The 20,578-nt window shown below is 56.9% G+C and carries 22 protein-coding genes and 1 pseudogene; 15 read left to right on the forward strand and 8 right to left on the reverse strand.

Going from position 1 to position 20,578, the window contains the following annotated elements; translation table 11 throughout:
* The first annotated feature begins 11 nt into the window (after positions 1 to 11).
* From pdeM to H6F57_RS26100, 11 genes and pseudogenes are all read left to right on the forward strand, one after another.
* Positions 12 to 689: a ligase-associated DNA damage response endonuclease PdeM gene (gene pdeM / locus H6F57_RS26050; protein WP_199290022.1), complete on the forward strand. Its 678-nt coding sequence runs from the start codon at positions 12 to 14 to the stop codon at positions 687 to 689.
* A gap of 89 nt (positions 690 to 778) precedes the next feature.
* On the forward strand, positions 779 to 1,579 hold the full coding sequence (locus tag H6F57_RS26055; protein WP_199290023.1) for an SH3 domain-containing protein: 801 nt from the start codon (positions 779 to 781) through the stop codon (positions 1,577 to 1,579).
* Between the two features lie 83 nt (positions 1,580 to 1,662).
* Positions 1,663 to 1,896, forward strand: a complete 234-nt coding sequence (locus H6F57_RS26060) for a hypothetical protein (RefSeq protein ID WP_190631868.1) — start codon at positions 1,663 to 1,665, stop codon at positions 1,894 to 1,896.
* A gap of 155 nt (positions 1,897 to 2,051) precedes the next feature.
* The gene (locus H6F57_RS26065) at positions 2,052 to 3,200 is read left to right on the forward strand and encodes a glycosyltransferase family 4 protein (protein WP_190631870.1); all 1,149 of its coding nucleotides are present in this window, start codon (positions 2,052 to 2,054) and stop codon (positions 3,198 to 3,200) included.
* A gap of 31 nt (positions 3,201 to 3,231) precedes the next feature.
* Complete coding sequence (gene wbaP, locus H6F57_RS26070; protein ID WP_190631872.1) at positions 3,232 to 4,677, forward strand: undecaprenyl-phosphate galactose phosphotransferase WbaP; 1,446 nt, start codon at positions 3,232 to 3,234, stop codon at positions 4,675 to 4,677.
* Positions 4,664 to 5,971, forward strand: coding sequence for an O-antigen ligase family protein (locus tag H6F57_RS27800; protein ID WP_242025063.1), 1,308 nt, complete (start codon positions 4,664 to 4,666; stop codon positions 5,969 to 5,971). Before wbaP ends, H6F57_RS27800 begins: the two co-directional genes overlap by 14 nt.
* A gap of 369 nt (positions 5,972 to 6,340) precedes the next feature.
* Complete coding sequence (gene aroB, locus H6F57_RS26080; protein ID WP_190631874.1) at positions 6,341 to 7,444, forward strand: 3-dehydroquinate synthase; 1,104 nt, start codon at positions 6,341 to 6,343, stop codon at positions 7,442 to 7,444.
* Between the two features lie 241 nt (positions 7,445 to 7,685).
* Entirely contained in the window at positions 7,686 to 8,327 is a 642-nt protein-coding gene (hisB, locus tag H6F57_RS26085; protein ID WP_190631876.1) for an imidazoleglycerol-phosphate dehydratase HisB, read from the forward strand.
* Between the two features lie 39 nt (positions 8,328 to 8,366).
* Positions 8,367 to 9,107 (forward strand): class I SAM-dependent methyltransferase, encoded by a 741-nt coding sequence (locus H6F57_RS26090; protein WP_190631878.1) that lies wholly within the window; start codon positions 8,367 to 8,369, stop codon positions 9,105 to 9,107.
* Between the two features lie 122 nt (positions 9,108 to 9,229).
* A pseudogene (locus H6F57_RS26095) lies at positions 9,230 to 9,316 on the forward strand (imidazoleglycerol-phosphate dehydratase); the annotation flags it as partial.
* A gap of 121 nt (positions 9,317 to 9,437) precedes the next feature.
* Positions 9,438 to 10,181, forward strand: a complete 744-nt coding sequence (locus tag H6F57_RS26100) for a DUF2993 domain-containing protein (protein WP_190631880.1) — start codon at positions 9,438 to 9,440, stop codon at positions 10,179 to 10,181.
* A gap of 117 nt (positions 10,182 to 10,298) precedes the next feature.
* Here H6F57_RS26100 and H6F57_RS26105 read toward each other — a convergent pair whose 3' ends face one another.
* Both H6F57_RS26105 and H6F57_RS28165 read right to left on the reverse strand, forming a co-directional pair.
* Positions 10,299 to 10,820, reverse strand: a complete 522-nt coding sequence (locus H6F57_RS26105; protein WP_190631882.1) for a 3'-5' exonuclease — start codon at positions 10,818 to 10,820, stop codon at positions 10,299 to 10,301.
* On the reverse strand, positions 10,792 to 10,923 hold the full coding sequence (locus tag H6F57_RS28165) for a hypothetical protein (RefSeq protein ID WP_277873706.1): 132 nt from the start codon (positions 10,921 to 10,923) through the stop codon (positions 10,792 to 10,794). The genes H6F57_RS26105 and H6F57_RS28165 overlap by 29 nt, the downstream gene beginning before the upstream one ends.
* Positions 10,924 to 11,076: 153 nt before the next feature.
* Here H6F57_RS28165 and H6F57_RS26110 point away from each other — a divergent pair, with 153 nt between their 5' ends.
* Entirely contained in the window at positions 11,077 to 11,268 is a 192-nt protein-coding gene (locus H6F57_RS26110) for a hypothetical protein (RefSeq protein ID WP_190631884.1), read from the forward strand.
* 107 nt (positions 11,269 to 11,375) lie between these two features.
* Here H6F57_RS26110 and H6F57_RS26115 read toward each other — a convergent pair whose 3' ends face one another.
* Positions 11,376 to 12,623 (reverse strand): cation:proton antiporter, encoded by a 1,248-nt coding sequence (locus tag H6F57_RS26115; protein WP_190631886.1) that lies wholly within the window; start codon positions 12,621 to 12,623, stop codon positions 11,376 to 11,378.
* Between the two features lie 153 nt (positions 12,624 to 12,776).
* Between H6F57_RS26115 and H6F57_RS26120 the strand changes: the two genes are divergently transcribed.
* Positions 12,777 to 13,781: a chemotaxis protein CheB gene (locus H6F57_RS26120; RefSeq protein WP_190631887.1), complete on the forward strand. Its 1,005-nt coding sequence runs from the start codon at positions 12,777 to 12,779 to the stop codon at positions 13,779 to 13,781.
* Between the two features lie 97 nt (positions 13,782 to 13,878).
* Here H6F57_RS26120 and H6F57_RS26125 read toward each other — a convergent pair whose 3' ends face one another.
* On the reverse strand, positions 13,879 to 14,376 hold the full coding sequence (locus H6F57_RS26125; RefSeq protein ID WP_190631889.1) for a hypothetical protein: 498 nt from the start codon (positions 14,374 to 14,376) through the stop codon (positions 13,879 to 13,881).
* Between the two features lie 174 nt (positions 14,377 to 14,550).
* Here H6F57_RS26125 and H6F57_RS26130 point away from each other — a divergent pair, with 174 nt between their 5' ends.
* Positions 14,551 to 16,155, forward strand: coding sequence for an NAD(P)/FAD-dependent oxidoreductase (locus tag H6F57_RS26130; RefSeq protein ID WP_190631891.1), 1,605 nt, complete (start codon positions 14,551 to 14,553; stop codon positions 16,153 to 16,155).
* Positions 16,156 to 16,190: 35 nt separating this feature from the next.
* On the opposite strand, the gene H6F57_RS26135 is transcribed toward H6F57_RS26130, so the two are convergent.
* The 4 genes from H6F57_RS26135 to uvsE form a co-directional block, all read right to left on the reverse strand.
* On the reverse strand, positions 16,191 to 16,439 hold the full coding sequence (locus H6F57_RS26135; RefSeq protein WP_190631893.1) for a hypothetical protein: 249 nt from the start codon (positions 16,437 to 16,439) through the stop codon (positions 16,191 to 16,193).
* A gap of 321 nt (positions 16,440 to 16,760) precedes the next feature.
* The gene (locus tag H6F57_RS26140) at positions 16,761 to 17,369 is read right to left on the reverse strand and encodes a 2OG-Fe(II) oxygenase (protein ID WP_190631895.1); all 609 of its coding nucleotides are present in this window, start codon (positions 17,367 to 17,369) and stop codon (positions 16,761 to 16,763) included.
* 43 nt (positions 17,370 to 17,412) lie between these two features.
* Entirely contained in the window at positions 17,413 to 17,880 is a 468-nt protein-coding gene (locus tag H6F57_RS26145; RefSeq protein ID WP_190631897.1) for a DUF411 domain-containing protein, read from the reverse strand.
* 190 nt (positions 17,881 to 18,070) lie between these two features.
* A complete protein-coding gene (uvsE, locus tag H6F57_RS26150; protein ID WP_190631899.1) occupies positions 18,071 to 18,988 on the reverse strand; it encodes a UV DNA damage repair endonuclease UvsE in 918 nt (305 codons plus the stop codon).
* 323 nt (positions 18,989 to 19,311) lie between these two features.
* Here uvsE and H6F57_RS26155 point away from each other — a divergent pair, with 323 nt between their 5' ends.
* A complete protein-coding gene (locus H6F57_RS26155; RefSeq protein WP_190631909.1) occupies positions 19,312 to 20,376 on the forward strand; it encodes a spore photoproduct lyase family protein in 1,065 nt (354 codons plus the stop codon).
* Positions 20,377 to 20,578: the final 202 nt, after the last annotated feature.

Here is a 20,578-nt window from a genome sequence, read left to right on the forward strand (position 1 = left end):
TTGGGTTGTTGATGTCGCTGCCCCTTGTCGCTACAGAAATGCTGACTGTAGGCTTGATTCAGCTGCGGCTGCTGCCCCAGCGAGCGGTTTTTGTGGAGTCGCTAAAGCTGCTGCTGGTGTCGGATGTCCATCTGGGTAAGGCCGAGATCTTTCAGCACCATGGGTTGCCGGTGTCTAGCCAGGTCAACCAGGGCACGCTCCGACGGCTGGAGGAATTGTGCACCCAATATCAGCCGGAGGCGCTGTGGATTTTGGGCGACTTGTTCCATGGGCGCGAGGGCCTGGCGGATGAGGTAATCGACGCCTGGCTGAGGTTCTTGCACCGGACTCAGGTGAGCGCTCACCTAATTTTGGGGAATCACGATCGCCGCCTGCAAGACACGCTGACCCAGCTCTCCGTTGAATGCTTTGTGGAGGCGGTAGAGGTCGGCGACGTCCTTTTTAGCCATGAGCCCGATGTCGACCCCACCCGGCTGAATATCTGCGGCCACATTCACCCCTGTTTTCGCCTGAGCATGGGGTGCGATCGCCTGCGTCTGCCCTGCTTTCACTGGCAGCCCCGGCAAAACCGGCTCACCCTGCCCTCCTTTGGGGAGTTTACCGGTGGCTATGACATTGCACTGGCGGCGGGAGAGACGGCCTACGTAGCGGCGGAAGGGGCCGTGGTGGGGTTCGGCAAAAGTCTCTAATGTGACAATCCAAAATCTCACCCTCACAACTCAAAGCCCTATGGGCCAAACGCTATGCTAGATCTCTGGGTCTCCTGAAGGGCATAGCTATGACGAAGTCCAAGGTATGGATGGCAGTGGCGCTCTGTAGTGTTGTCGTCGCGCTGACGGCGGTCACCTGCGGACAGCGCAACGACAACACCACCGTAGGGGTGCCCTCTATCCCAGCGGAACAGACCGAGGAACAGCCAGTGGTGGTAGCCCCCACTCAGCCAGCCCCAGGGACAAGCCCAGGCACAGGAACAACTCCAACTCCAAGCCCGCCAGAACCTGGGGTCGGGGGCACGGGGCAAGCGGTCAACCCACCCCAGGCGGCGCAGCTCATTGCCAGTCAGCCTGGGTCTCAGATTAATTTGCGATCGCAGCCCACCTCATCCTCCGACTCCAAAGGCTACGGCCTAGTGGGTGACCCGGTGATGCTGCTGCGATCGACCAAGGCCAGCGACGGCACCTGGTACTTTGTCAAATTTGATCAGTCTGGGGCCGAAGGCTGGATTCGCGGCGACTTTATCAATACCGAAGGGCGGGCCACTTCTCTATCGCAGCGGGCCGACGACAGCAACACCTGTGAGGGCGTGATGGAAGGCATGGCCGTCACCGCCTTCTACGACGCCAATGGTTTTCACCTGGTGCGCTTCGTCAATTTAGAAACTAAAAACACCTTCGACGCCACTCTCAGCCGCCAGGGCAGCAGCAACGACGGACAGCCCCTGTATCAGGGCAGCGCCAGCCCACCTGCCGGCGGCAACTACCCGGTGGCGCTCACCGATCTCTCGGGGGGCAACCCCCGCAGTGGGTCGCAGGTGAGCTTGGACTATACGGGGATCGAGGGGAGTGCGACCTGTGATTAGGCGTGTTTGATTAGGCCACTCATTTCAGGGCGAGATGCGCTGATAAGATTGGAGCGTTAAGCTGCCACCTAAGGAGCCCTCCCATGGCCTCAGAAGAACTCAGTGCTGAAGAACAACAGGAGCTAGATACTTTGAGGCAGATCATCGAGCAGGCGATCGCCGACGGGGTGCTCACCCAGGCCGAGCGCGATGCCATTACTGCTACGATGCGGGCCGATGGTAAAGTCACCTTTGAGGAATTGGAGCTGGTGCGGCGGGTCGTCAACGACAAGGTCGCCGCTGGAGAGCTAAAACTCGAAAATTCTTCCGGAATGTGATCGAGTCCTGACGAATTTTACAGCCGTAGGTGCCGTCTGTCTCCAGCGTTCATTCCCTTGGGGCACTGCGGCGCTGGTGCTGATCGATCAGCGCGATAGATCGCGGCGATCGCCCCCAATTAATCTCCCGACTGTTGCCCTTACCCCCACGTTGAATGACTTCTGAAGCTTTACCCGCCGCTGTGGCGATCGTGCACGAGTGGCTCGTCAGTCGGGCGGGGTCAGAAAAAGTCGTCGAGCAAATGCTGGCGCTGTGTCCTGGGGCAGATGTCTTTAGCCTAGTGCAGTTCTTAGAACCCGAGGCCGTCTCGCTGATCCCGCTAGGGACGCGGGTGCAGACCTCATTTCTGCAAAAATTGCCTGGGGCGCGGCAGCACTTTCGTCAATATTTGCCGTTGATGCCCCTGGCGGTGGAGCAGTTCGACCTCTCAGATTACGATCTGGTGCTCTCCAGCAACCACGCTGTGGCCAAGGGGGTGCTCACCCGACCACATCAGCTCCACATCAGCTACGTGCACACTCCCATTCGCTACGCCTGGGATTTGCAGCACCAGTACCTCCAGCAGGCGGGGCTTACCCGAGGAGCCAAAAGCGCCCTGACCCGACTGATTTTGCACTACCTGCGCCTGTGGGATCTGGCGGCCGCCCACCGGGTCGACTGTTTTGTGGCCAACTCTCGCTACGTAGCCCGCCGCATTTGGAAAACCTACCGCCGTCCCGCCACGGTGATCTATCCCCCAGTGGCAGTCGATCGCTTTCGCTGGCAGCAGCCCCGCGACGACTTCTATCTCACGGTATCGCGCTGTGTGCCCTACAAGCGGGTCGATCTGACTGTGGAGGCTTTTAACCGCCTCGGGCTGCCCCTAGTGGTGATTGGCGATGGGCCAGCTCTGGCCGAGCTACAGCGATCGGCCAAACCCAATATCAGCTTTTTGCGGAACCCTGCGGACGCGGTGGTGTCAGATCATATGGAACGTTGCCGAGGGTTTATTTTCCCGGCGGAAGAAGACTTTGGCATCACGGTAGTCGAAGCTCAAGCGGCAGGGGCACCGGTGATTGCCTACGGTCAGGGGGGCTGTGCCGAAACCGTGCAACCGGGGAAAACTGGGATACTGTTTAGCCAACAAAGTGTCGATCATCTGGTGCAGGCGGTGCAGCATTTTGCCCAGCACGGTGTCGAGTTTGAGGCCGAAGCCATTCGCCACCATGCTGAAACCTTTTCTGAAGCAAGATTTCGCCAGGAATTAACCACTTATTTGGCAGATAAATGGCTGAAATTTCAGCAGGGCAATGAATTAGAGTAGTGTCGGTGTTTCAGGAGTGTTGGGGAAATTTATGTTTCCTCTTGAGCGCGCGGTTCATCCAGTAATGTTGTCCTTGAGGATGTCAACCCGCACCTTGCCGATGGTTGCCCTCCTCAGTACGTCTGATTTGCTAGCCTTAGCCCTGGCCGGTAGTGCGGGGGTCTATTTACGGTTAGCCTTTGGGGGTGAGTATCTACCCGGTCTCTACGGCCAGCTGTGGCCGATCTTAGGTGTGTTTTTGCTGGCCTATGCTGTGGCTGGGCTTTACCCAGCGGTGGGCCTGAGCCCCGTCGACGAACTGCGGCGCATCTGTCTATCCACCACCTTTACCTATTTGGTGCTGGGGGCAGGGCTCTTTTTAACCCGCGAAGGCGAAACCTATTCGCGTGGGGTATTTTTGCTGGCCTGGTTGCTGTCGTTGGTGACGGTGCTGACCGGGCGGCTAATGGTGAGACAGTGTTTTTCTCGCTACCCCTGGTGGGGTTACCAGGTCCTGATTTTGGGGGGTGGGCGGACTGGCGAGCTGGTGATTCAAACCCTAAAAAATCAGCCTGAGTTTGGTCTAAAACCCGTGGCCGTGCTGGATGACAGCCGGGTGCATGAGGGGGGACTGTGCGGCGTGCCCATTGTTGGGCCATTGTCGGCCGCACCGCACCTGGCCCTTCGTCACGACATTCACTATGCCATTGTTGCTATGCCTGGGGTGCAGCGAGAAAAGCTGCTGCGGGTGCTGGAGCTGTATGGTCGCACCTTTCCCCATTTGTTGATGATTCCTGACCTATTTGGGGTGGCTAGCCTGTGGGTCAGCTCAAAAGACCTGGGCGGCATTCTGGGCCTAGAAATTCGTCAACAGCTGCTGCTACCAGGGCCGCGCCTGATTAAAACTCTGCTGGACTTGGTCTTGACCCTAGTCATTGGATTGTGTTTGCTGCCGGTACTGGCGGTGATTGCGGTCTTGGTCAAGCTCGACTCGCGGGGGCCGATATTTTATGGGCAACCTCGCCTGGGGCAAAATAGCGTGCCCTTTACCGCCTGGAAGTTTCGCTCGATGGTGCCCAATGCTGCGCAGGTGTTAGATCGCTACCTGGACGAGAACCCTGACCTGCGAGAGCAGTGGGAGCGGGATCACAAGCTGCGCTACGACCCGCGCATTACCCGTGTGGGCCGTTTTCTGCGCCGCACCAGTCTCGATGAGCTGCCCCAGCTGTGGAATGTGCTGTGGGGCGAGATGAGCTTAGTTGGCCCGCGCCCGATCGTGACGGAGGAAATTGCTCGTTATGCCGACAAGTACAGCCTTTACACGAAGGTGCTACCGGGCCTGACGGGGCTATGGCAGGTGTCGGGGCGCAACAATGTGTCTTATGAGGAGCGGGTCAACCTGGATGCCTACTACGTGAGAAACTGGTCAGTCTGGCTAGACATTTATATTCTGCTAAGAACAGTGTGGGTGGTTGTAATTGGCGATGGAGCCTACTAGGGTAAAAGGATTTGGGGCCGGTAGCGTAGCCCAAGAACGGCTGGTTTTGGCCAGCTTGGTGGCGTTGCCCTACATCGTCTATGGGGCGATCGCGGGGTTGGTCTGGTTTTTGTTGGTGAACCTGTACCACGGCTGGCAGGCGATTGGGCGATTGCTCTACGCCCAGGGCTGGCTATGGCTGGCCCTGGGGCTCGGGGTCAGCGTAGCGCTTTCTCTGGCACCGGGGGAGTCGGCTCTGCAAGCGCTTAATTTTGTACCATTTTTTGTGCTCTACGGGGCGATCGCCATTGCTGTGCCGCAGTTTCGCCAGCCCTGGGCGACACTGCACAACTGGGCCGTGGCGCTACTGGTGGCAACTGTACCCGTCAACCTGACGGCGATCGCGGAGTTTTACCTGCGATCGCCCGGCGGCCTAGCGCGCTGGGGCAACCATCCTGGGCTAGCCTGGCTCTACGAGCAAACCAACTACGGCCAGCGTGCCAGTGCAATGTTTGGGCATCCCAACGCCCTGGCCAACTACATGGTGATTGTGTTTGGGCTGGGGCTAGGGCTCTGCGCCTACTACCTCAACCGCCCTAACCTAAGGGCTAAAAGCATTTGGATTTGCGCTGCCACAGCCCTGGCACTGGTGGGCATTTACTGCTCAGGTTCGCGCAATGGGCTGCTGATCGCGGGCATTCAACTGCTGCTGTTTGGCGGCCTGCTGCGGCCCTACCGCTATATTTTTTGGGCGGGGCTAGGGGCGATCGCGCTGCTCACCATCAGCGCTTTGGTCTGGGGCGTAGGGGGCCGCACCCTGCCCGAGGCCTTTGCCACCGTTTCTCTACGCTTTACTATTTGGCGCTTAGCCCTCGAAATGATTCCGCAGCACCCCTGGTTTGGCACGGGCCTGGGTACCTTTAAGCAGCTCTACGACCCAGCCGACTTTCCGGTGGCGGGTGACTTCTTGCCCCACGCTCACAACCTGTGGCTGATGCTAGCTGCCGAAGCCGGTATCCCGGTTGCTCTGGGGTTTACGGGCATAGTAGGGTGGATCTTGGGGCGCGGCACCTTTGCCCTGGTTTCAGTTCCGTTACCCCCAAATGCCATGGCCCTTTTGGCAGGCTACCTCACTGGCTTTGGCGGCACCGCAGCCTTTGCCATCTTTGATCTGGCCTTTTACGATGGCCGCATCAATATCTTAGGATGGCTGCTATTGGGCTGCATTCAGGCCATGGCGTACCTAAGGTTGACCGCTAAATCAGCTTCACAAGCCGGAGACCAAAGTACAGCCCAACAGCCGTACCCACCATGACCGACAAAAACAGCACGTAGGCGACTACACCACCCATAATTTCTCTCTCCACAACGGTTACGACTCTATATTGAACCACAGCGGGGGAGTGTGAGGGAGTAGGGGAGGTGAGGGTTTTGTTTGATTACATCTGGTCTGTGAGGGCCAATAGCATGTAGCTTCGGGCATGGTTGCGCTAATGCTTGTACCAGGATTCCTTCTGAGCTGAGGCTTTTGTGCATCAGAATTTGCGATGGGGATAGCCAGCTAAATTCCTTGCCACACCTAGAACGCAAATCCTCCCTAGCTCCCCCATTCCCTCACCTCCCTCATCTTCCCCGTCCCCACACGTTAAAGTTTTAAAGCACTCCCTCCCCCCAAACTATCCCAATGAAATCCGTCATTCCTGTCCCACTGCCGAATCAACCCTACGATGTGGTGGTGGCCACCGGAGGCATAGATCATTTAGGCACCTGGCTAGGGGGTGGTGAGTCGCCGCTGGTGAAGCCGGGGCAAAAGCTGCTGCTGGTGTCAAATCCGGCGATTTTTAAGCGGTACGGCGATCGCGCCCTAGCCTCTCTCACCCAAGCGGGCTACGCCGTCGAAACCTGTCTACTGCCCGCTGGGGAACGCTACAAAACCCTCAGCTCACTGCAAAAAATCTACGATGCGGCCCTGGACTTTCATTTAGAGCGCAAGTCGGCGATGGTGGCCCTGGGGGGCGGTGTGGTTGGCGATATGACCGGCTTTGCCGCCGCCACCTGGCTGCGGGGGGTAAACGTGGTGCAGGTGCCCACCTCGCTGCTGGCCATGGTAGATGCTTCCATTGGCGGGAAAACTGGCGTCAACCATCCCCGGGGCAAGAACCTGATTGGGGCGTTTCATCAGCCGCGCCTAGTGTTGATCGACCCTACGGTGCTGAAAACTCTACCCGTGCGGGAATTCCGGGCGGGGATGGCAGAGGTGATCAAGTACGGCGTGATTTGGGATCAAGACCTGTTTGAAACCCTGGAAGCCGCGCCCCGCCTCGATCAGTATCGCTATCTAGGGGATGAGCTACTGCACACCATTCTGACGCGATCGTGCCAGGCCAAGGCTGACGTGGTTTCCCAAGACGAAAAAGAAGCGGGGCTGCGGGCAATTCTCAATTACGGACACACCATTGGCCACGCGGTCGAAAGTTTAATGAACTATCGCGGGGTCAACCACGGGGAAGCGGTGGCGATCGGTATGGTGGCGGTCGGCAAGATTGCCACTGCCCTCAACTACTGGACAGCCGATGAGGAAACGCGCCAGCTGAAACTAATTGAGAAAGCGGGGCTACCCACCCAAATTCCGGCCCAGCTGGCCGCTGAGGATATTCTTTCGCTGCTGCAGGGCGACAAAAAAGTGGAGGATGGCCAGGTTCGCTTTGTCATGCCTGATGGGTTGGGCGCGGCTAAGGTGACGGGCGACATTACCCGGGAGCAAATTTTGGCGGCCCTAGAACACTAGTAGTCTGCCAAGCCAAAAGTGACCGGTGAGTTGGGGTTCAAGGTCCAAGGTCTTAGATTACCGAACTACTTTAAACCGAATACCTTAAACCCCGGACCCCAAGCGGTTAGAGCTTGTCACAATTAGCTTGGTCAAGTACTAGTAGTGCTGAGGAAAACCCTGTCTCTTGCCCTTAACGGCTATGGTCGGTTGGTGGATACAGACTTCGGTAAAATGAGACATTACCCGTCAGCAACCCGCCATGCAAACCCAAGACCGTCCGATTTCTGTTCCTGCTCCTGGTTTGGTTTACCCCAGCCGCAGCGCCAGCGTGAGCCGCACCACTGGGGAAACTGACGTGCAGGTGAGCCTCAATTTGGACGGCACTGGGCAGTGTGAGGCGAAGACGGGCATCCCGTTTCTTGACCACATGCTGCACCAGATTTCATCCCACGGGTTGATTGATCTGGACGTACGGGCCACAGGCGACATCGAAATTGACGACCACCACACCAACGAAGATGTGGGCATTACCCTAGGAATGGCGCTGCACCAGGCTTTGGGCGATCGCAAAGGCATTACCCGCTTCGGCCACTTTGTCGCGCCGCTCGACGAATCGCTAGTGCAGGTGGCGTTAGATTTCTCAGGTCGGCCTCACCTCAGCTATGGGCTAGAGATTCCCACCCAGCGGGTAGGTACCTACGACACGCAGCTGGTGCGCGAGTTTTTTGTGGCGGTGGTCAACCACAGCCAAATGACCTTGCACATTCGCCAGCTCGACGGCATTAACTCGCACCACATTATTGAGGCCACATTCAAGGCCTTTGCCCGCGCCATGCGCATGGCCACCGAGGTAGACCCCCGCCGAGCGCACCTCATTCCCAGCTCTAAGGGTGTGATTTAGACGCTGAACCTCTGTCTGCCAATGTAAACGAGTGTAGTCATGTTTAGACAAGTCACACCGGGCACCACCAGTCGCCTTACCACCGTTGACCACGGCGAAACCTATGGCCGCCATGTCTTGGCGCAGGTGGTGCCAACTCTGGCGATTGACACCTGCCTCGACATTGGCTGCGGGGGAGGCCAAGATTTGCAAGTGGTTTTAGCTCAGCATCCTCAAGCTCAGTGCGTTGGGGTTGACTATGGCGATTGGCATGCCGCCGCGCTAGCCGCCATCGACATTAAACCAATTTCAGTCAATGTTGAAACTGAACCGCTGCCCATAGCCTCGGAATCAGTAGATTTGGTCATTGCTAATCAGGTGCTAGAGCACACCAAAGAAATCTACTGGATCAATCACGAAATTTTTAGGGTCTTAAAGGTGGGAGGCTACTTCTATCTGGGGGTGCCTAACGTTTTGTCCCTTCACAATAGACTCTTGGGTCTGTTTGGGGTACACCCCACCTGTAGCAAGATGCTTTCGGCCCATGTGAGGCCCTTTTCTAAACACGATACGCTCCTCTTTTACCGAGAAGTAGCGGGAGATTTGACTCATCTGGCAGGTTTCTATGGGTCGCAGTTTTACCCGTTTCCCAAGCATTTAGCTCGTCCTCTAGCCCGTGCATTGCCTAGCTTTGCTTTCTCAATTTTCTTCTTAATCAAAAAAACGAGGCCCTACGATGGGGAGTTTTTAAAGCATTTGTCAAAGGTGCACTTAGAAACCAATTTTTTTAGAGGCCATTAGCCGTCTACCTAGCTCGCAGCCACTAAGTGGTTTAGCAGGCTGAGGAGGTAGCAGAGCTAATCACTGCCCCATACAGTCTCAGAAAAGTTGAGGAGGCTGACATGCCCACCAAGAATGCATCCAAGGCCTTTGCGCGGGCCATGCGCATGGCTACCGGGGCGGACTTCCGCCGAGCGCATCTGATTCCCAGTTCTAAAGGGGTGATTTAGGCCAATTATTTATCCTCCCTAGGCAGACTATTGCTGGCCCTAAGACCCGTATCTCGACAGAGCGTAAACCCTTGGGATGCCGTCTAGACTATGCCTTCAACCCTATGAAAGGACACTTACGATGGCTAAAGGCAATTCAGATTTGGGAGAGCAGGCCCTAAGCAAAGCATTTGAGGTAGGGCTATCTACCCAGCTCGATGCCGCAGACGACCTAGATGCCGATATTCGTACCAACCCGATCGCGCTGATGCAGGGGGAGCTAGAATCGGCTGAAATTCAAGGGCGGGGTCTGGTGATCAAAAATGACCTGCGTACTGAGCAGCTTTCGGTCAAAACCGATGGCATCGCCATTGACCCCCTCAAGGCAGCTTTCGGCAATATTGAGCTAACTCGCCCCACCAACGCCAGCGCCGCGGTTGAGCTGACCGAGGTCGATATTGAGCGGGCCTGCAATTCTGACTATATTCAGCAAAAACTGAAGTCTCTGGACGTCACCCTAGACGGCCGTCCAGTGCAGGTCAGTGCTGAGCAAATTGACTTTTCTCTGCCGGGGAATGGTCAGGTGGCGATCGCCGCTAGCGTACTGCTAGAAGAAACCGGCGAACGGCAGCAGGTGGCCTTTCGCACCACCCCAGCTATGGGGCCCCAGGGGCATGAGGTGGTGCTGAACGACGTTCAAATCGAGCCAGAAAACACCTCAGAACCCCTGACCCAGAGTTTGCTGGTGGCGGCCAAAGACCTGCTCAACCTGCATAATTTTACCCTCAGCGGCATGACGCTCCAGCTGCAAAGCCTAGACGTACAGCCAGGGAAAATTGCGCTACAGATGCAGGCCTATGTGGAGAAATTCCCTGGGGGGCAATAAGCGGTTTTGACTGTGGCCGGTCGTAAAAGGGACGGATGCTTGAGTACAGCAGTCTGTCCTTTTTGCGATCGCTCCCATAGAGCAGTCACCCTCAGCCGATTGGTTGGGGGTGAAGGGTTAGCCAGCGCTAGCCCCAAACGCGGAGGCTGCCAGCTGTGTCGGAATCAGCATTGCAATTTTTGCGCAGGCCTCCGCATCCGACAGGGCATCGTGATGGTTGAGGGAAATGCCCAGGTAGTCGCACACATTGGGCAGCTTGGTCGGGTGAATATTCCAAGCCTGACGGGCCAGCTTCACAGTACAAATGAAGTTGGGCACCGGTGGCAAAATGCCGTAGGTCTTGCAGCAGGCATAGAGAACGCTGCGATCGAAGGAGGCATTGTGGGCCACGAGAAAGTCAGCTCCGGTCAGCATCGCTGCGATCGCAGGCCATAGCTCGGCAAAATCGGGTTCATTCGCCACCTGCCGCCAGGTGATGCCGTGGATGTGGGTGAACTCAAACAGCCGCCGAGGGGGCCGAATGAGGTAGTGAACCTTATCTACCACCTGCCCCTGCTCGACTCGCACCAGGCCAATGGCGCAGGCGCTGTCGCGGTAGCGATCGGCGGTTTCAAAATCGAGGGCTACAAAGGTCGTCATGGCAAAATTCTACAGGCATGGCGGCGCGATCGCAGCCCAGCACCGCTATGCCAGGGATATCAAGCCGCCACTCAGGGCCAGCGATAGTAAGCTGTGCCTCCATCGTGTCGCCCCGTGGGTACCTTAAGAGTATTGAACTGCCGACAGTATAGTCATGGCCACTGCGCTTAAACCCAAAGTCACTGCCCCTGGCAGAACGTGGGACAGTGACTCTGGCGTAGGGCTACGGCCCATTAGGGATAGGTAAAAACCATGCGTGGACTCTCATTTGGTCGGGTTATTGGTGGGGCTTGGGGTGGTGGGGATGCTGATGTTTCAGCAAAACAAGCCCGCTGAGACTAGCGAGACCCCTCTCCCCACAGAAAACATTGAGAAAGCCAACGAAGCGGCTGAAGTTGTGGAGCAACGGGCGGAGCAGCTTCAGCAAGATCTGCAAAAACTGCCTTAGTCACTGCCCCAAGCGCCGCTCAGCGATAAAAATGGCTCAGCGATAAAAATGACAGGATTTTCCCAGACAGAAGCTTTGGTGTGTGGGGCAATATCGGGAACTGTGATCTAGGGGGACAGCTCTTTCTCGATATCGTTGCGGCCGCCAATGTAGTGCTCGTACCACTGCATCAATGGAGTCGAGGTGACGCCGTGCAGCGTTACTGAAATGGTGATCGTAATGATTGTCACCCAAGCTATCAGCTCGCCAGTTTCGTCCTGCAACCCATGACCCAGAGAATAGGCGAGATAGTACAGCGAGCCCACGCCGCGAATGCCAAACCAGCCAAACAGCCAGCGCGTGGCCGGGTGAACTGGAGAGCCAATGGTGCTCACCCAGGCTCCTAGGGGGCGAATCACAAAGAGCAATGAGCCCGCTATGAGCAGGCCCGGAACCGCAAACTTCAGCATGGGCTCAATGCGCAGCAGCGACCCCAGCAGCAAAATTGTGCCAATTTCAGTCAGCTTTTCGAGCCGCTCCATAAAACTGAGGCGAGAGAGCGATCGCTCATCGCTCAGGCACTGGTTGTACATCACCACTCCAGCGACAAAAACGGCCAAAAAGCCATAGCCGCGAGCTAGTTCAGCCACCGAATAGCTGATCAAGATGGTGCTGAGGCCAATAAAATCTTCCATAAGCTCATCGACAGCACTTTTTTTAGCGAGATGCTGCTCCAGCCAGCAGACCCCCTTAGCCACCCCAATACCAACCAGCAGTCCGGCAGCGATCGCCCAGACCAGATCGACGGCCACCCAGCGCCCAAACCAACTCTGCCAGTTATTGTCTTCTAACCAGTGCAGCCCAAAATAGACAAAGGGAAAGGCCAGCGCATCGTTGAGGCCGCCCTCAGACGTGAGTCCAAAGCGCAGCTCGTCCTGGTCTTGGGGGTTGGTGAGCTGCACCTCAGAGGCCAAGACCGGGTCGGTGGGGGCCAAAATTGCCCCGAGCAACATGCCGACGCCCCATTCCAACTTGAGAAAAAAGTGGCCAATGGCGGCGATCGCAAAGATCGAAATTGGCATCAAAAAGCCAATCAACCGAATCGTCGAATTCCACGCCCAGCGCCTTAGCGGCCGATTCATTTTGAGGCCGCAGCTAAACAGAGAAATCAATACCACAAACTCGGTCAGCCGCTCTAAAAAGGCGGTGTCGGGGCGCGCCTGCACCAGGTTAAAGCCGTAGGGGCTTAGCGCAATCCCCACAATCAGGTAAATCAGCGCATAGGACAGGGGCAATCGGCCAATCCAGCCCGACCCCAAGGTGACTGTCAGCAGCAATAAGCCAATCACCAGCAGGTCGAGAATGTAAATATCCACAGGTATCAAGGCGAAAGAATCAACAGCCCCTCTACTCTAGGAGCTGAATTCAATGCGCTGGTGCAACCTCCGGTAGATTTTCCCCTTAGGCTAGACCTATTTGAATTGACAGCAGAGAGGAATGCGCTAAACCTATACACAACAGAGGTAACGATGAATCAGAAACATCCGGTGATCATTGTTGTTGGCGCATCTGCGGGAGGTATGCAGGCCTTGAAGCAGCTGGTCGCCCAGTTTCCAAAAGGTTTTCCGGCCTCCATTTTTGTGGTCAACCACATGGGTGCAGAGACCACTGGAGACGTGCTGGTCAGAGCCTTAAATGAGAGTGGGGGTCTAACCTGCGAACAGGCCCACAACGAACAACCCTTCCAAAGTGGTCACATCTATCTAGCACCCGCCGATCAACATATTTTGCTTGTAGAAGGAAAAATTTTGGTCACCAAAGGGGCTCGCGAAAACCGCTACCGACCGGCAATCGACCCCTTGTTCCGCTCCGCAGCGGTGGCTTACGGCAATCGCGTCATCGGCATCATTCTGACCGGATACCTGGATGATGGCACCAGCGGCATGATGGCCATCAAACGATGCGGCGGCCTCTGTATTGTCCAAGATCCGCTGGATGCGTCCTACCCAGATATGCCCCAGTCGGTCATTGCTAATGTGGGAGCTGACTACTGCTTGCCCATCGCCGAAATGGGAATGCTGCTGTCGGAGCTGGTGCAGAGAAAACTACCCGCTCGCAAGCAACCCCCAAAAGATATTGTGATCGAGGCAGAAATTGCCCAACGCGTTTTAAGCGATTTGCCCTCAGTCGAGGCGCTGGGCAGGCAAGTGCCGTTCAACTGTCCTGACTGTGGTGGGGTGCTGTGGCAAATGTCGGAAGGCGATCTTCTCAGGTACCGCTGTCATACAGGCCACGCATTTACCTCGGCAGTGCTGCTAGCCCAGCAAACGGCCAAGATTGAAGAAACGCTGTGGGTGGCTCTGCGAATGTTTGAAGAGCGCCAGAACTTGATTGCCACCATGGGCCAGAAGCAGGGCAATTCTTCTTCTTCAGTCTTGCAACGGGTGCAAGATTCTCAACTTCATATTGACCGTATTCGCGCCATGTTGAAAGCGACCCACGAAGACGATCGCGATGGTCTGGAGCCGGAATAGCTCCAATGCTTTTAGGTTCGGCTCCAGGTCGGCTGCTGTCAAAGTGCTAGACCTTGCGCCCAGGTCAATATCCATAGCCGTTACCGAGGGAAGCTGCCTAGTCGCTACCGCCCCAGGTCCAGCGAGGATTGTCATCCCGCAGACCCTTGAAGGTGATCACAGTGGTAAACCCGTTGGGGTCGCGTAGTCCGGTCATATCGAGCACGGCCTTTACCTGACCGTTGACCAGCTGAACACGAATATAGGAGTGGCCCTCGTAGGTTTCTCCATCCAGTCTGAGCATGCCTCCAGCAGCTTGGCAATTGCGATATTCGGGCTTGAGTGTGCCCACCCAGGTGGTGCTGAAGCGATCGGACTGGGAGACGCTAATGTTGGTGGCAATATCCCGCAATCTGATCATGCCATTGGTGGCAAACCCGCCTTCGGAGTAGGGCTGGATAGTTTCGTGGGCAGTGAGGCTCTCGGGGCAGTTCGACGCTGGGCCGTCTAGGAGGGGTGCCACGCTGAGTTCAATTGTGTTGGCTAAGGCCGCCGCACTGCTCAGCAAACACAGCGGTAGGCTGCCCAACAGCGCCACGGCCAGATTTAATTTCATCCTCGGTCTCTCCTCAATTAGCACAACATCGGCTCGATTTAGAAGCTGATACCCCCAGCTACAGCGGCTAGGCAGGCTATTCCTGACAGGCGATCGCCCAAAATGGTAAGACCCCAGACCGATGTGGCATGATGATCCTCTGCGCCTCACTGGGACTTTGCCCCACTATTTCGTATGCTACGCCTTAGCCAGATTAAACTGCCCCTCGACCACCCTGAAGCCGCCCTTGAGGAGGCCATTCTCAAAAAGCTGTATCTGACAGCAGAAGACTTGAGCAGCTTCACCATTTTCAAACGCAGCTATGACGCCCGCAAAAAGGGCAACATTGCGCTGGTCTACATTGTCGATGTGGAGACGCCAAAGGAAAAGGCCCTGCTCAAGCGGTTTAAGAAAGATGCCACGGTGACCGTGACGCCCGATCTGACCTACCGTTCGGTAGCCCAAGCTCCACCCCAGCTCCCGGCGCGACCCATTGTGATTGGCATGGGACCCTGCGGTATGTTTGCGGGGCTGATGCTGGCGCAGATGGGGTTTCGGCCGATTGTGCTCGAACGGGGCAAGTCGGTGCGCGATCGCAGCGTTGACACCTTTGGCTTTTGGCTCAAAAAGACCCTCAACCCCGAGTCAAACGCGCAGTTTGGCGAAGGTGGCGCGGGCACGTTCTCCGATGGCAAGCTCTACAGCCAGGTGAGTGACCCCCATCACTACGGCCGCAAGGTGCTCACCGAGCTGGTGAATGCTGGGGCTTCTCCTGAAATTCTTTACATCAACAAGCCCCACATTGGCACCTACCGCCTAGTCAAGATTGTGCAAAAGATGCGGGCCATGATTGAGTCTCTCGGCGGCGAAATTCGCTTTCAAACTCGCGTGACCGACATTGACATCGACCAGGGCCAGGTGCGCGGCGTGCGGCTCGACAACGGCGACTACCTGGCCAGCGAGCACGTGGTGTTGGCCGTGGGCCACAGCGCCCGCGACACCTTTCACATGCTCCACGAGCGGGGGGTTTATATCGAGGCCAAGCCCTTTTCTATCGGCTTTCGCATCGAGCATCCCCAGGCGTTGATCGATCGCTGCCGGTTGGGCGACCAGGCTGGGCACCCCCGCCTTGGCTCCGCCGACTACAAGCTGGTGCACCATTGCGAAAACGGACGATCGGTCTACAGCTTTTGCATGTGCCCCGGCGGCAAGGTGGTGGCGGCCGCCTCAGAGCCGGGCCGCCTGGTGACCAACGGCATGAGCGAGTACGCGCGCGATGAATCGAACGCCAACAGCGCCATCGTCGTGGGCATCACCCCTGAGGTTGACTATCCCGAGGGGCCGCTGGCGGGCATCGCACTCCAGCGTCGCCTGGAGGAAGTTGCCTTTGAGCTGGGTGGCGGCACCTACGAAGCTCCGGGGCAGCTAGTGGGGGATTTTTTAGCCAACCGTCCCTCGACGGCCTTTGGTGAGGTGCAACCCTCCTACAAACCGGGGGTCAAGCTGGGTGACTTGAGCGGCAGTTTGCCCGACTATGCGATCGCCGCCATCCGCGAGGCCATCCCGGCCTTCGACCACAAAATCCACGGGTTCGCCATGGATGACGCCGTGCTTACCGGCATCGAGACCCGCACCTCATCACCCATTCGCATCAAGCGCAATGAGCAGTTTCAAAGCCTCAACACCGCTGGGCTATACCCCGCTGGCGAAGGGGCCGGCTATGCCGGGGGCATTTTATCCGCCGGCATCGACGGCATTCGGGTGGCAGAGGCCGTCGCCCTGAGTTTGGTCAAGGGGTAACCCCTCGTAGGGGCGCACGGCGCACGCCCCTCAGCTCATCCTCTTGGGGCCGATCGCCGGGCAGGAAGCTTGCGCCGTGAGGGCTTGTTCTCCGGTTCCAAGGAGTCGGGGTGCTGGGCCTCAAGCAAAAACACCCGTCGCCCGTCGGTAATGCGGTAGAGCGTTGTGCAGGTGCAGTTGTGGCCCTCAGCTTTGAGCTGGGCGGCCCGCAGATCGCAGGCGGCCTGGGCTTGCTCCACCTCTTCCCAATCGGTTTCGAGAAAGATTTCTTGAATTAAACTCATACAGCTAAAGAATGAAGGGCAAAGAATGAAAAAAAGAAAGTGCCTAACGCACCTAAGTAGTGGCGTTGTAGATTGCTCTAGAAGACACTTCACTTTCTACGACAGCGGTTCGAGAGGACCTTTTAAAAAGCTCTGCTTCTGGTAGCAAAAGTGAAGATTCCACGTCAATTTCCCTTTCCCTCAAGAAAGGAACTTTTACCTCCCTGTTAAGAAAGGTACGGGAATCAGCAGATGCTCAAAGCTACAGCAAATCGCTCTTCAAACGCCCTCTATGACTGATTAAAGAATACTAAATTTGTACCCACTAGTGCCTCAATTGGCCTATCGCCGGGTTTTAGCGGGGGCAGCGGCTCTAGATTCGATCAAAAATTCAGGGATATCCCACAGAGCCTCGGCATCGAGGCAGTACTGTTCACACACCAGGCTGAGGCGGCTGCCCGCGCTGGCCATAGCGTTTACAGAGTGGGTCAGATCGCCCTGGAAGTGTAGCAGTAGGCCGGTTTGGGGCCGAATCTGCGCCACCCGCTGCCGCCCCCGTTGCAACACCAGTTCGCCGCTGGCCAGGTCGGCGGGCACCTGCACGTAGAGCACACTGACTTGTTCGGGGGGCTCAATGGTTTTGCAATATGACCGCAGTGATCGATCGATGTGAGGGTCAACCCGCGACCCCTGTTTCAACATCAGCGGGTTCAGATAGAAAGCGTTGCAGTTGGGCAGCAGCGCCTGGTCGAGATAGGGCTTAAAAAAGGGAAACTGGCGATCGACCTCGGCCCGGCCCGCCTGCTTAAACACCACAGAGAACCCTTTTGTGGCGACAAAATCGCGGTTGAGGTTGTTGGTGGCAAAGTAGCGACACGACTGAATTGCCCCCCGCAGGTTGTGCAGGTAGGCAGCAGAAAAGGCCTCGGGCTGACTGCGGTAGTAAGTCATAGCGTGAGATCGGCACGATCTACAGTGGGGTAGGTGGCGATGCTCACAGATGTTCGGCAAAGGTGGCGGTGTCACCGTTCGCGGCAAAGGAGACCACGGTGTAGGGGTCGACGCGATCGCCCGTTTCCATCCCCGGCGAGCCTACTGGCATCCCCGGCGCGGCAATGCCGAGCACATCAGGTTGCTCGCTCAACAACCGCTGCACATCCGACGCGGGCACATGGCCCTCAATGACGTAGCCCTCAATTAGGGCCGTGTGGCACGAGGCCAGCGCCTCTGGCACACCGTACTGGTCTTTGATCGCATCCATGTCGTCCGTGACCACGCTTTCTACGGTAAACCCAGCGGCTTGCATGTGGTCAACCCAGTGGCCACAGCAGTTACAGCTGGGACTACGGTATACCGTTAGCTCCGTCGCCGCTTGCGCCTGGGCAATGGGGGAGCCGAGCAGGGCGATCGCAACCATCATCCCCACGGCCAGCAGTTTGGCAATCAACCCACGACGATTCATTTAGCAATTTCCTTAGGGTGTCGGTTTATCTGGCCCTACCTTAAGGATACTGAAATCTAGTGCTTGACTGGGCTGATTGTGACAAGCTCTAACAGGCTTGGGTTTAGGGTATAAGGTCTAGGGTTCAAGGCCGGCCCTATACCTGAAACCCTAAACCTTAGACCCCCACTAACCCGTCACCCTTGGCACCTCAGGCCGACAACCACGTCTGGCGCAGATGCGTGATCGCCAGCTCCTTGTGCTTGGCCTCCACCTCAATCCAGGGAGCCTGGCGGAAGGAACTGGGCATGGCGGTGATCAAGTCGCTGTGGCGAGGGTCGTGGAGGGCGCTAGACCCGTTGGAAATGTGCACTAGCTGCCAGGCTGGGTCGGGCCAGGTGGTGCGAGCCGCTGTCAGCATCTGCTCGACGCTGGGATCGTCGTAGCTATCGAGGCGTTCGTGAATTAGGTGGTGGTGGGCGTCGAACACCATCGGAATCTGCGTTGCTTGGCAGATGTCTAGGATAGCGGCGGCGCTGTAGGTGTGCTCGTCGTTCTCTAGAGTGAGGCGAGAGCGAATCGGCGTCGGCAGATCGCGGATTACCTGGATGAGGCGATCGCCGCGATCGCCCTTGCCGCCGTGGATATTCATCAACGCCCAGGGAGACTGGGGTAGGCCCATCAGGTCAAACCAGCGGGCGTGGGCCGTCAGGATAGTGATGCTGTTCTCAATCACCGTCGGGTTGTCGGAGTTGAGCACCACAAACTGATCGGGGTGCAGCACCAGACGGATGTTGGCAGCCTGGGCGCGATCGCCTAGCTGCCTCAGAGCTTCGGCAAACTCCTCCAAAATTTTCGTGCCCAGAGGTGTATCCGAAAACGGAAAAATGTTTGATATCAGGCGGTAGAGCTGAATTTGGTTGTCTTGGCAAAACGTGATCGCTAGGTTGAGCCGCCTCAGGTTCTCGCCGTAGAGCGATCGCACCGCCTGCGCCTGTGCTTCTTCATCTAGCTGCAACAGCCGCTTGCGAGTCATCGTCTTAAAGCGCACCTCGGGCGAGGTCGTAATGCAGACCAGCCCTAGGTTTGGGGTGTCAACGATGGCTTGAGTGGGGGCATAGGAAGTCATGGGCGAGGTGCGCTGCGACTGTGCGCTTGCAGTTGGGGGCAGAAGAGCGAGCAGCTTTTACTATGGCAAGCAAACTGAGCTGAGCAATCCTCTAGCGGGCATGGATTCCCCACCCTCTGAGGGGTATCTTTCGACGGCAGAAACCCGCCCTGCTAGGGGCGGCAGTTACCCCAATCAACTGGTTTTCTCTGCCGCGTCTACTCGCTACGGTGAAAGCAGATGCGCAAGCACTGTATTCATCACCCGCTAAGGATTTCTGCACTTTGACCTCGACTCCCATCGCCCCCCAACCAACGCGCGACGAGCAGAGACTGGCCCCTCAGATTCACCTAGAGCGACTTCTCAACATTCAGGAGATTTATCACGAGCCCGATGCTTTTCAGTACCCCCGCGGTCAAGAGATTTTGGCCCAGCATCCCAACGCATCGCTGATTGAGGTGCCGTCCCACTGGAACATTCCTGACCTGCACGGCAACGAAGGCTCGATCGATGACTGGACTCGCATCAAGCGCACCGTACTGGTGCTGGGGGTGAAGAAATCTATGCAGGCGCGGCCCAACAGCCGTTCTTCCGATTTTGTTGCTCCCTCCCACGCCAACGGCTGCGCCATGGCCTGCTCATACTGCTATGTGGCCCGGCGCAAAGGTTTCGCGAACCCAATTACCGTCTTTGTCAATATTGAGCGAGTGTTGGGTTACCTAGAGCGTCACGCCAAGCGCCAGGGCCACAAGCTAGAACCCAACCAGGTCGACTCTCAGTTTTGGGTCTACGAGATTGGCGAGAACAGCGACTGCTCGGTCGATGCGGCTATTTGCGACAACGTGAAGGATATCATTGCCCTGTTTCGCCGCATTCCCAACGGCAAGGCGACCTTTGCTACCAAATGCGTCAATCGACAGTTGCTGAGCTACGACCCCCAGGGCAAGACCCGGATTCGGTTTAGCCTCATGCCTGCCGCTAAGGCTCAAATTATCGATGTGCGAACGTCGCCAATTCCAGATCGCATCAATGCTATCAACGATTTTGTCGAAGCCGGTTACGAGGTGCACCTCAACTTTGCGCCCGTTGTTTATTACGAGGGCTGGCTCGACGACTACACCGAGCTTTTTCGCCAAATTGACGACACCCTTAGCGATCGCGCCAAGCAGCAGCTCCAGTGCGAGGTGATCTTCTTAACCCACAACGATCGCCTCCACGATATCAACATGGGCTGGCATCCCAAGGGCGAAGACCTGCTGTGGCAACCCGACCTGCAAGAGACCAAGTTTTCGCAGACCGGCGGCAAAAACGTTCGCTACAAGCGAGGGTTGAAGGGCAGTTTAGTTGAGCAATTTCAGGAACTACTGCATCAGGAGATGCCCTACTGCACGGTGCGCTACGCCTTTTAGAGGGAGGCATCCTTGATGCAGCGCGCGAACAAATGACTTAATCAGATATTGCAAACGTCCATTTGGTTAGGACAGGTTCGACGTAGGGACATTGCAGTGTGTCACCCGACGTAAGGTTGTCCCCCCACGATACGACATAGAGTTGTGCCCCTTCGGCGCTTTAGCGGTAGAACATAAGACGTTGGATAGCCATCGTGACTGG

Origin of the sequence: Leptolyngbya sp. FACHB-60 (assembly GCF_014695775.1) — a bacterium.
Taxonomy (GTDB): domain Bacteria; phylum Cyanobacteriota; class Cyanobacteriia; order Phormidesmidales; family Phormidesmidaceae; genus Nodosilinea.

Bases quoted from the DNA above. Each gene is read 5' to 3' on its own strand.
- aroB (WP_190631874.1), top strand. From the start codon at position 6,341: ATGAAATCCGTCATTCCTGTCCCACTGCCGAATCAACCCTACGATGTG.
- hisB (WP_190631876.1), top strand. From the start codon at position 7,686: ATGCAAACCCAAGACCGTCCGATTTCTGTTCCTGCTCCTGGTTTGGTT.
- H6F57_RS26105 (WP_190631882.1), bottom strand. From the start codon at position 10,820: ATGACGACCTTTGTAGCCCTCGATTTTGAAACCGCCGATCGCTACCGC.
- H6F57_RS26090 (WP_190631878.1), top strand. From the start codon at position 8,367: ATGTTTAGACAAGTCACACCGGGCACCACCAGTCGCCTTACCACCGTT.
- H6F57_RS26120 (WP_190631887.1), top strand. From the start codon at position 12,777: ATGAATCAGAAACATCCGGTGATCATTGTTGTTGGCGCATCTGCGGGA.
- H6F57_RS26130 (WP_190631891.1), top strand. From the start codon at position 14,551: ATGCTACGCCTTAGCCAGATTAAACTGCCCCTCGACCACCCTGAAGCC.
- H6F57_RS28165 (WP_277873706.1), bottom strand. From the start codon at position 10,923: ATGGAGGCACAGCTTACTATCGCTGGCCCTGAGTGGCGGCTTGATATC.
- H6F57_RS26135 (WP_190631893.1), bottom strand. From the start codon at position 16,439: ATGAGTTTAATTCAAGAAATCTTTCTCGAAACCGATTGGGAAGAGGTG.
- H6F57_RS26145 (WP_190631897.1), bottom strand. From the start codon at position 17,880: ATGAATCGTCGTGGGTTGATTGCCAAACTGCTGGCCGTGGGGATGATG.
- H6F57_RS26055 (WP_199290023.1), top strand. From the start codon at position 779: ATGACGAAGTCCAAGGTATGGATGGCAGTGGCGCTCTGTAGTGTTGTC.
- H6F57_RS26060 (WP_190631868.1), top strand. From the start codon at position 1,663: ATGGCCTCAGAAGAACTCAGTGCTGAAGAACAACAGGAGCTAGATACT.
- H6F57_RS27800 (WP_242025063.1), top strand. From the start codon at position 4,664: ATGGAGCCTACTAGGGTAAAAGGATTTGGGGCCGGTAGCGTAGCCCAA.
- H6F57_RS26140 (WP_190631895.1), bottom strand. From the start codon at position 17,369: ATGACTTACTACCGCAGTCAGCCCGAGGCCTTTTCTGCTGCCTACCTG.
- pdeM (WP_199290022.1), top strand. From the start codon at position 12: ATGTCGCTGCCCCTTGTCGCTACAGAAATGCTGACTGTAGGCTTGATT.
- H6F57_RS26065 (WP_190631870.1), top strand. From the start codon at position 2,052: ATGACTTCTGAAGCTTTACCCGCCGCTGTGGCGATCGTGCACGAGTGG.
- H6F57_RS26125 (WP_190631889.1), bottom strand. From the start codon at position 14,376: ATGAAATTAAATCTGGCCGTGGCGCTGTTGGGCAGCCTACCGCTGTGT.
- wbaP (WP_190631872.1), top strand. From the start codon at position 3,232: ATGTTTCCTCTTGAGCGCGCGGTTCATCCAGTAATGTTGTCCTTGAGG.
- H6F57_RS26100 (WP_190631880.1), top strand. From the start codon at position 9,438: ATGGCTAAAGGCAATTCAGATTTGGGAGAGCAGGCCCTAAGCAAAGCA.
- uvsE (WP_190631899.1), bottom strand. From the start codon at position 18,988: ATGACTTCCTATGCCCCCACTCAAGCCATCGTTGACACCCCAAACCTA.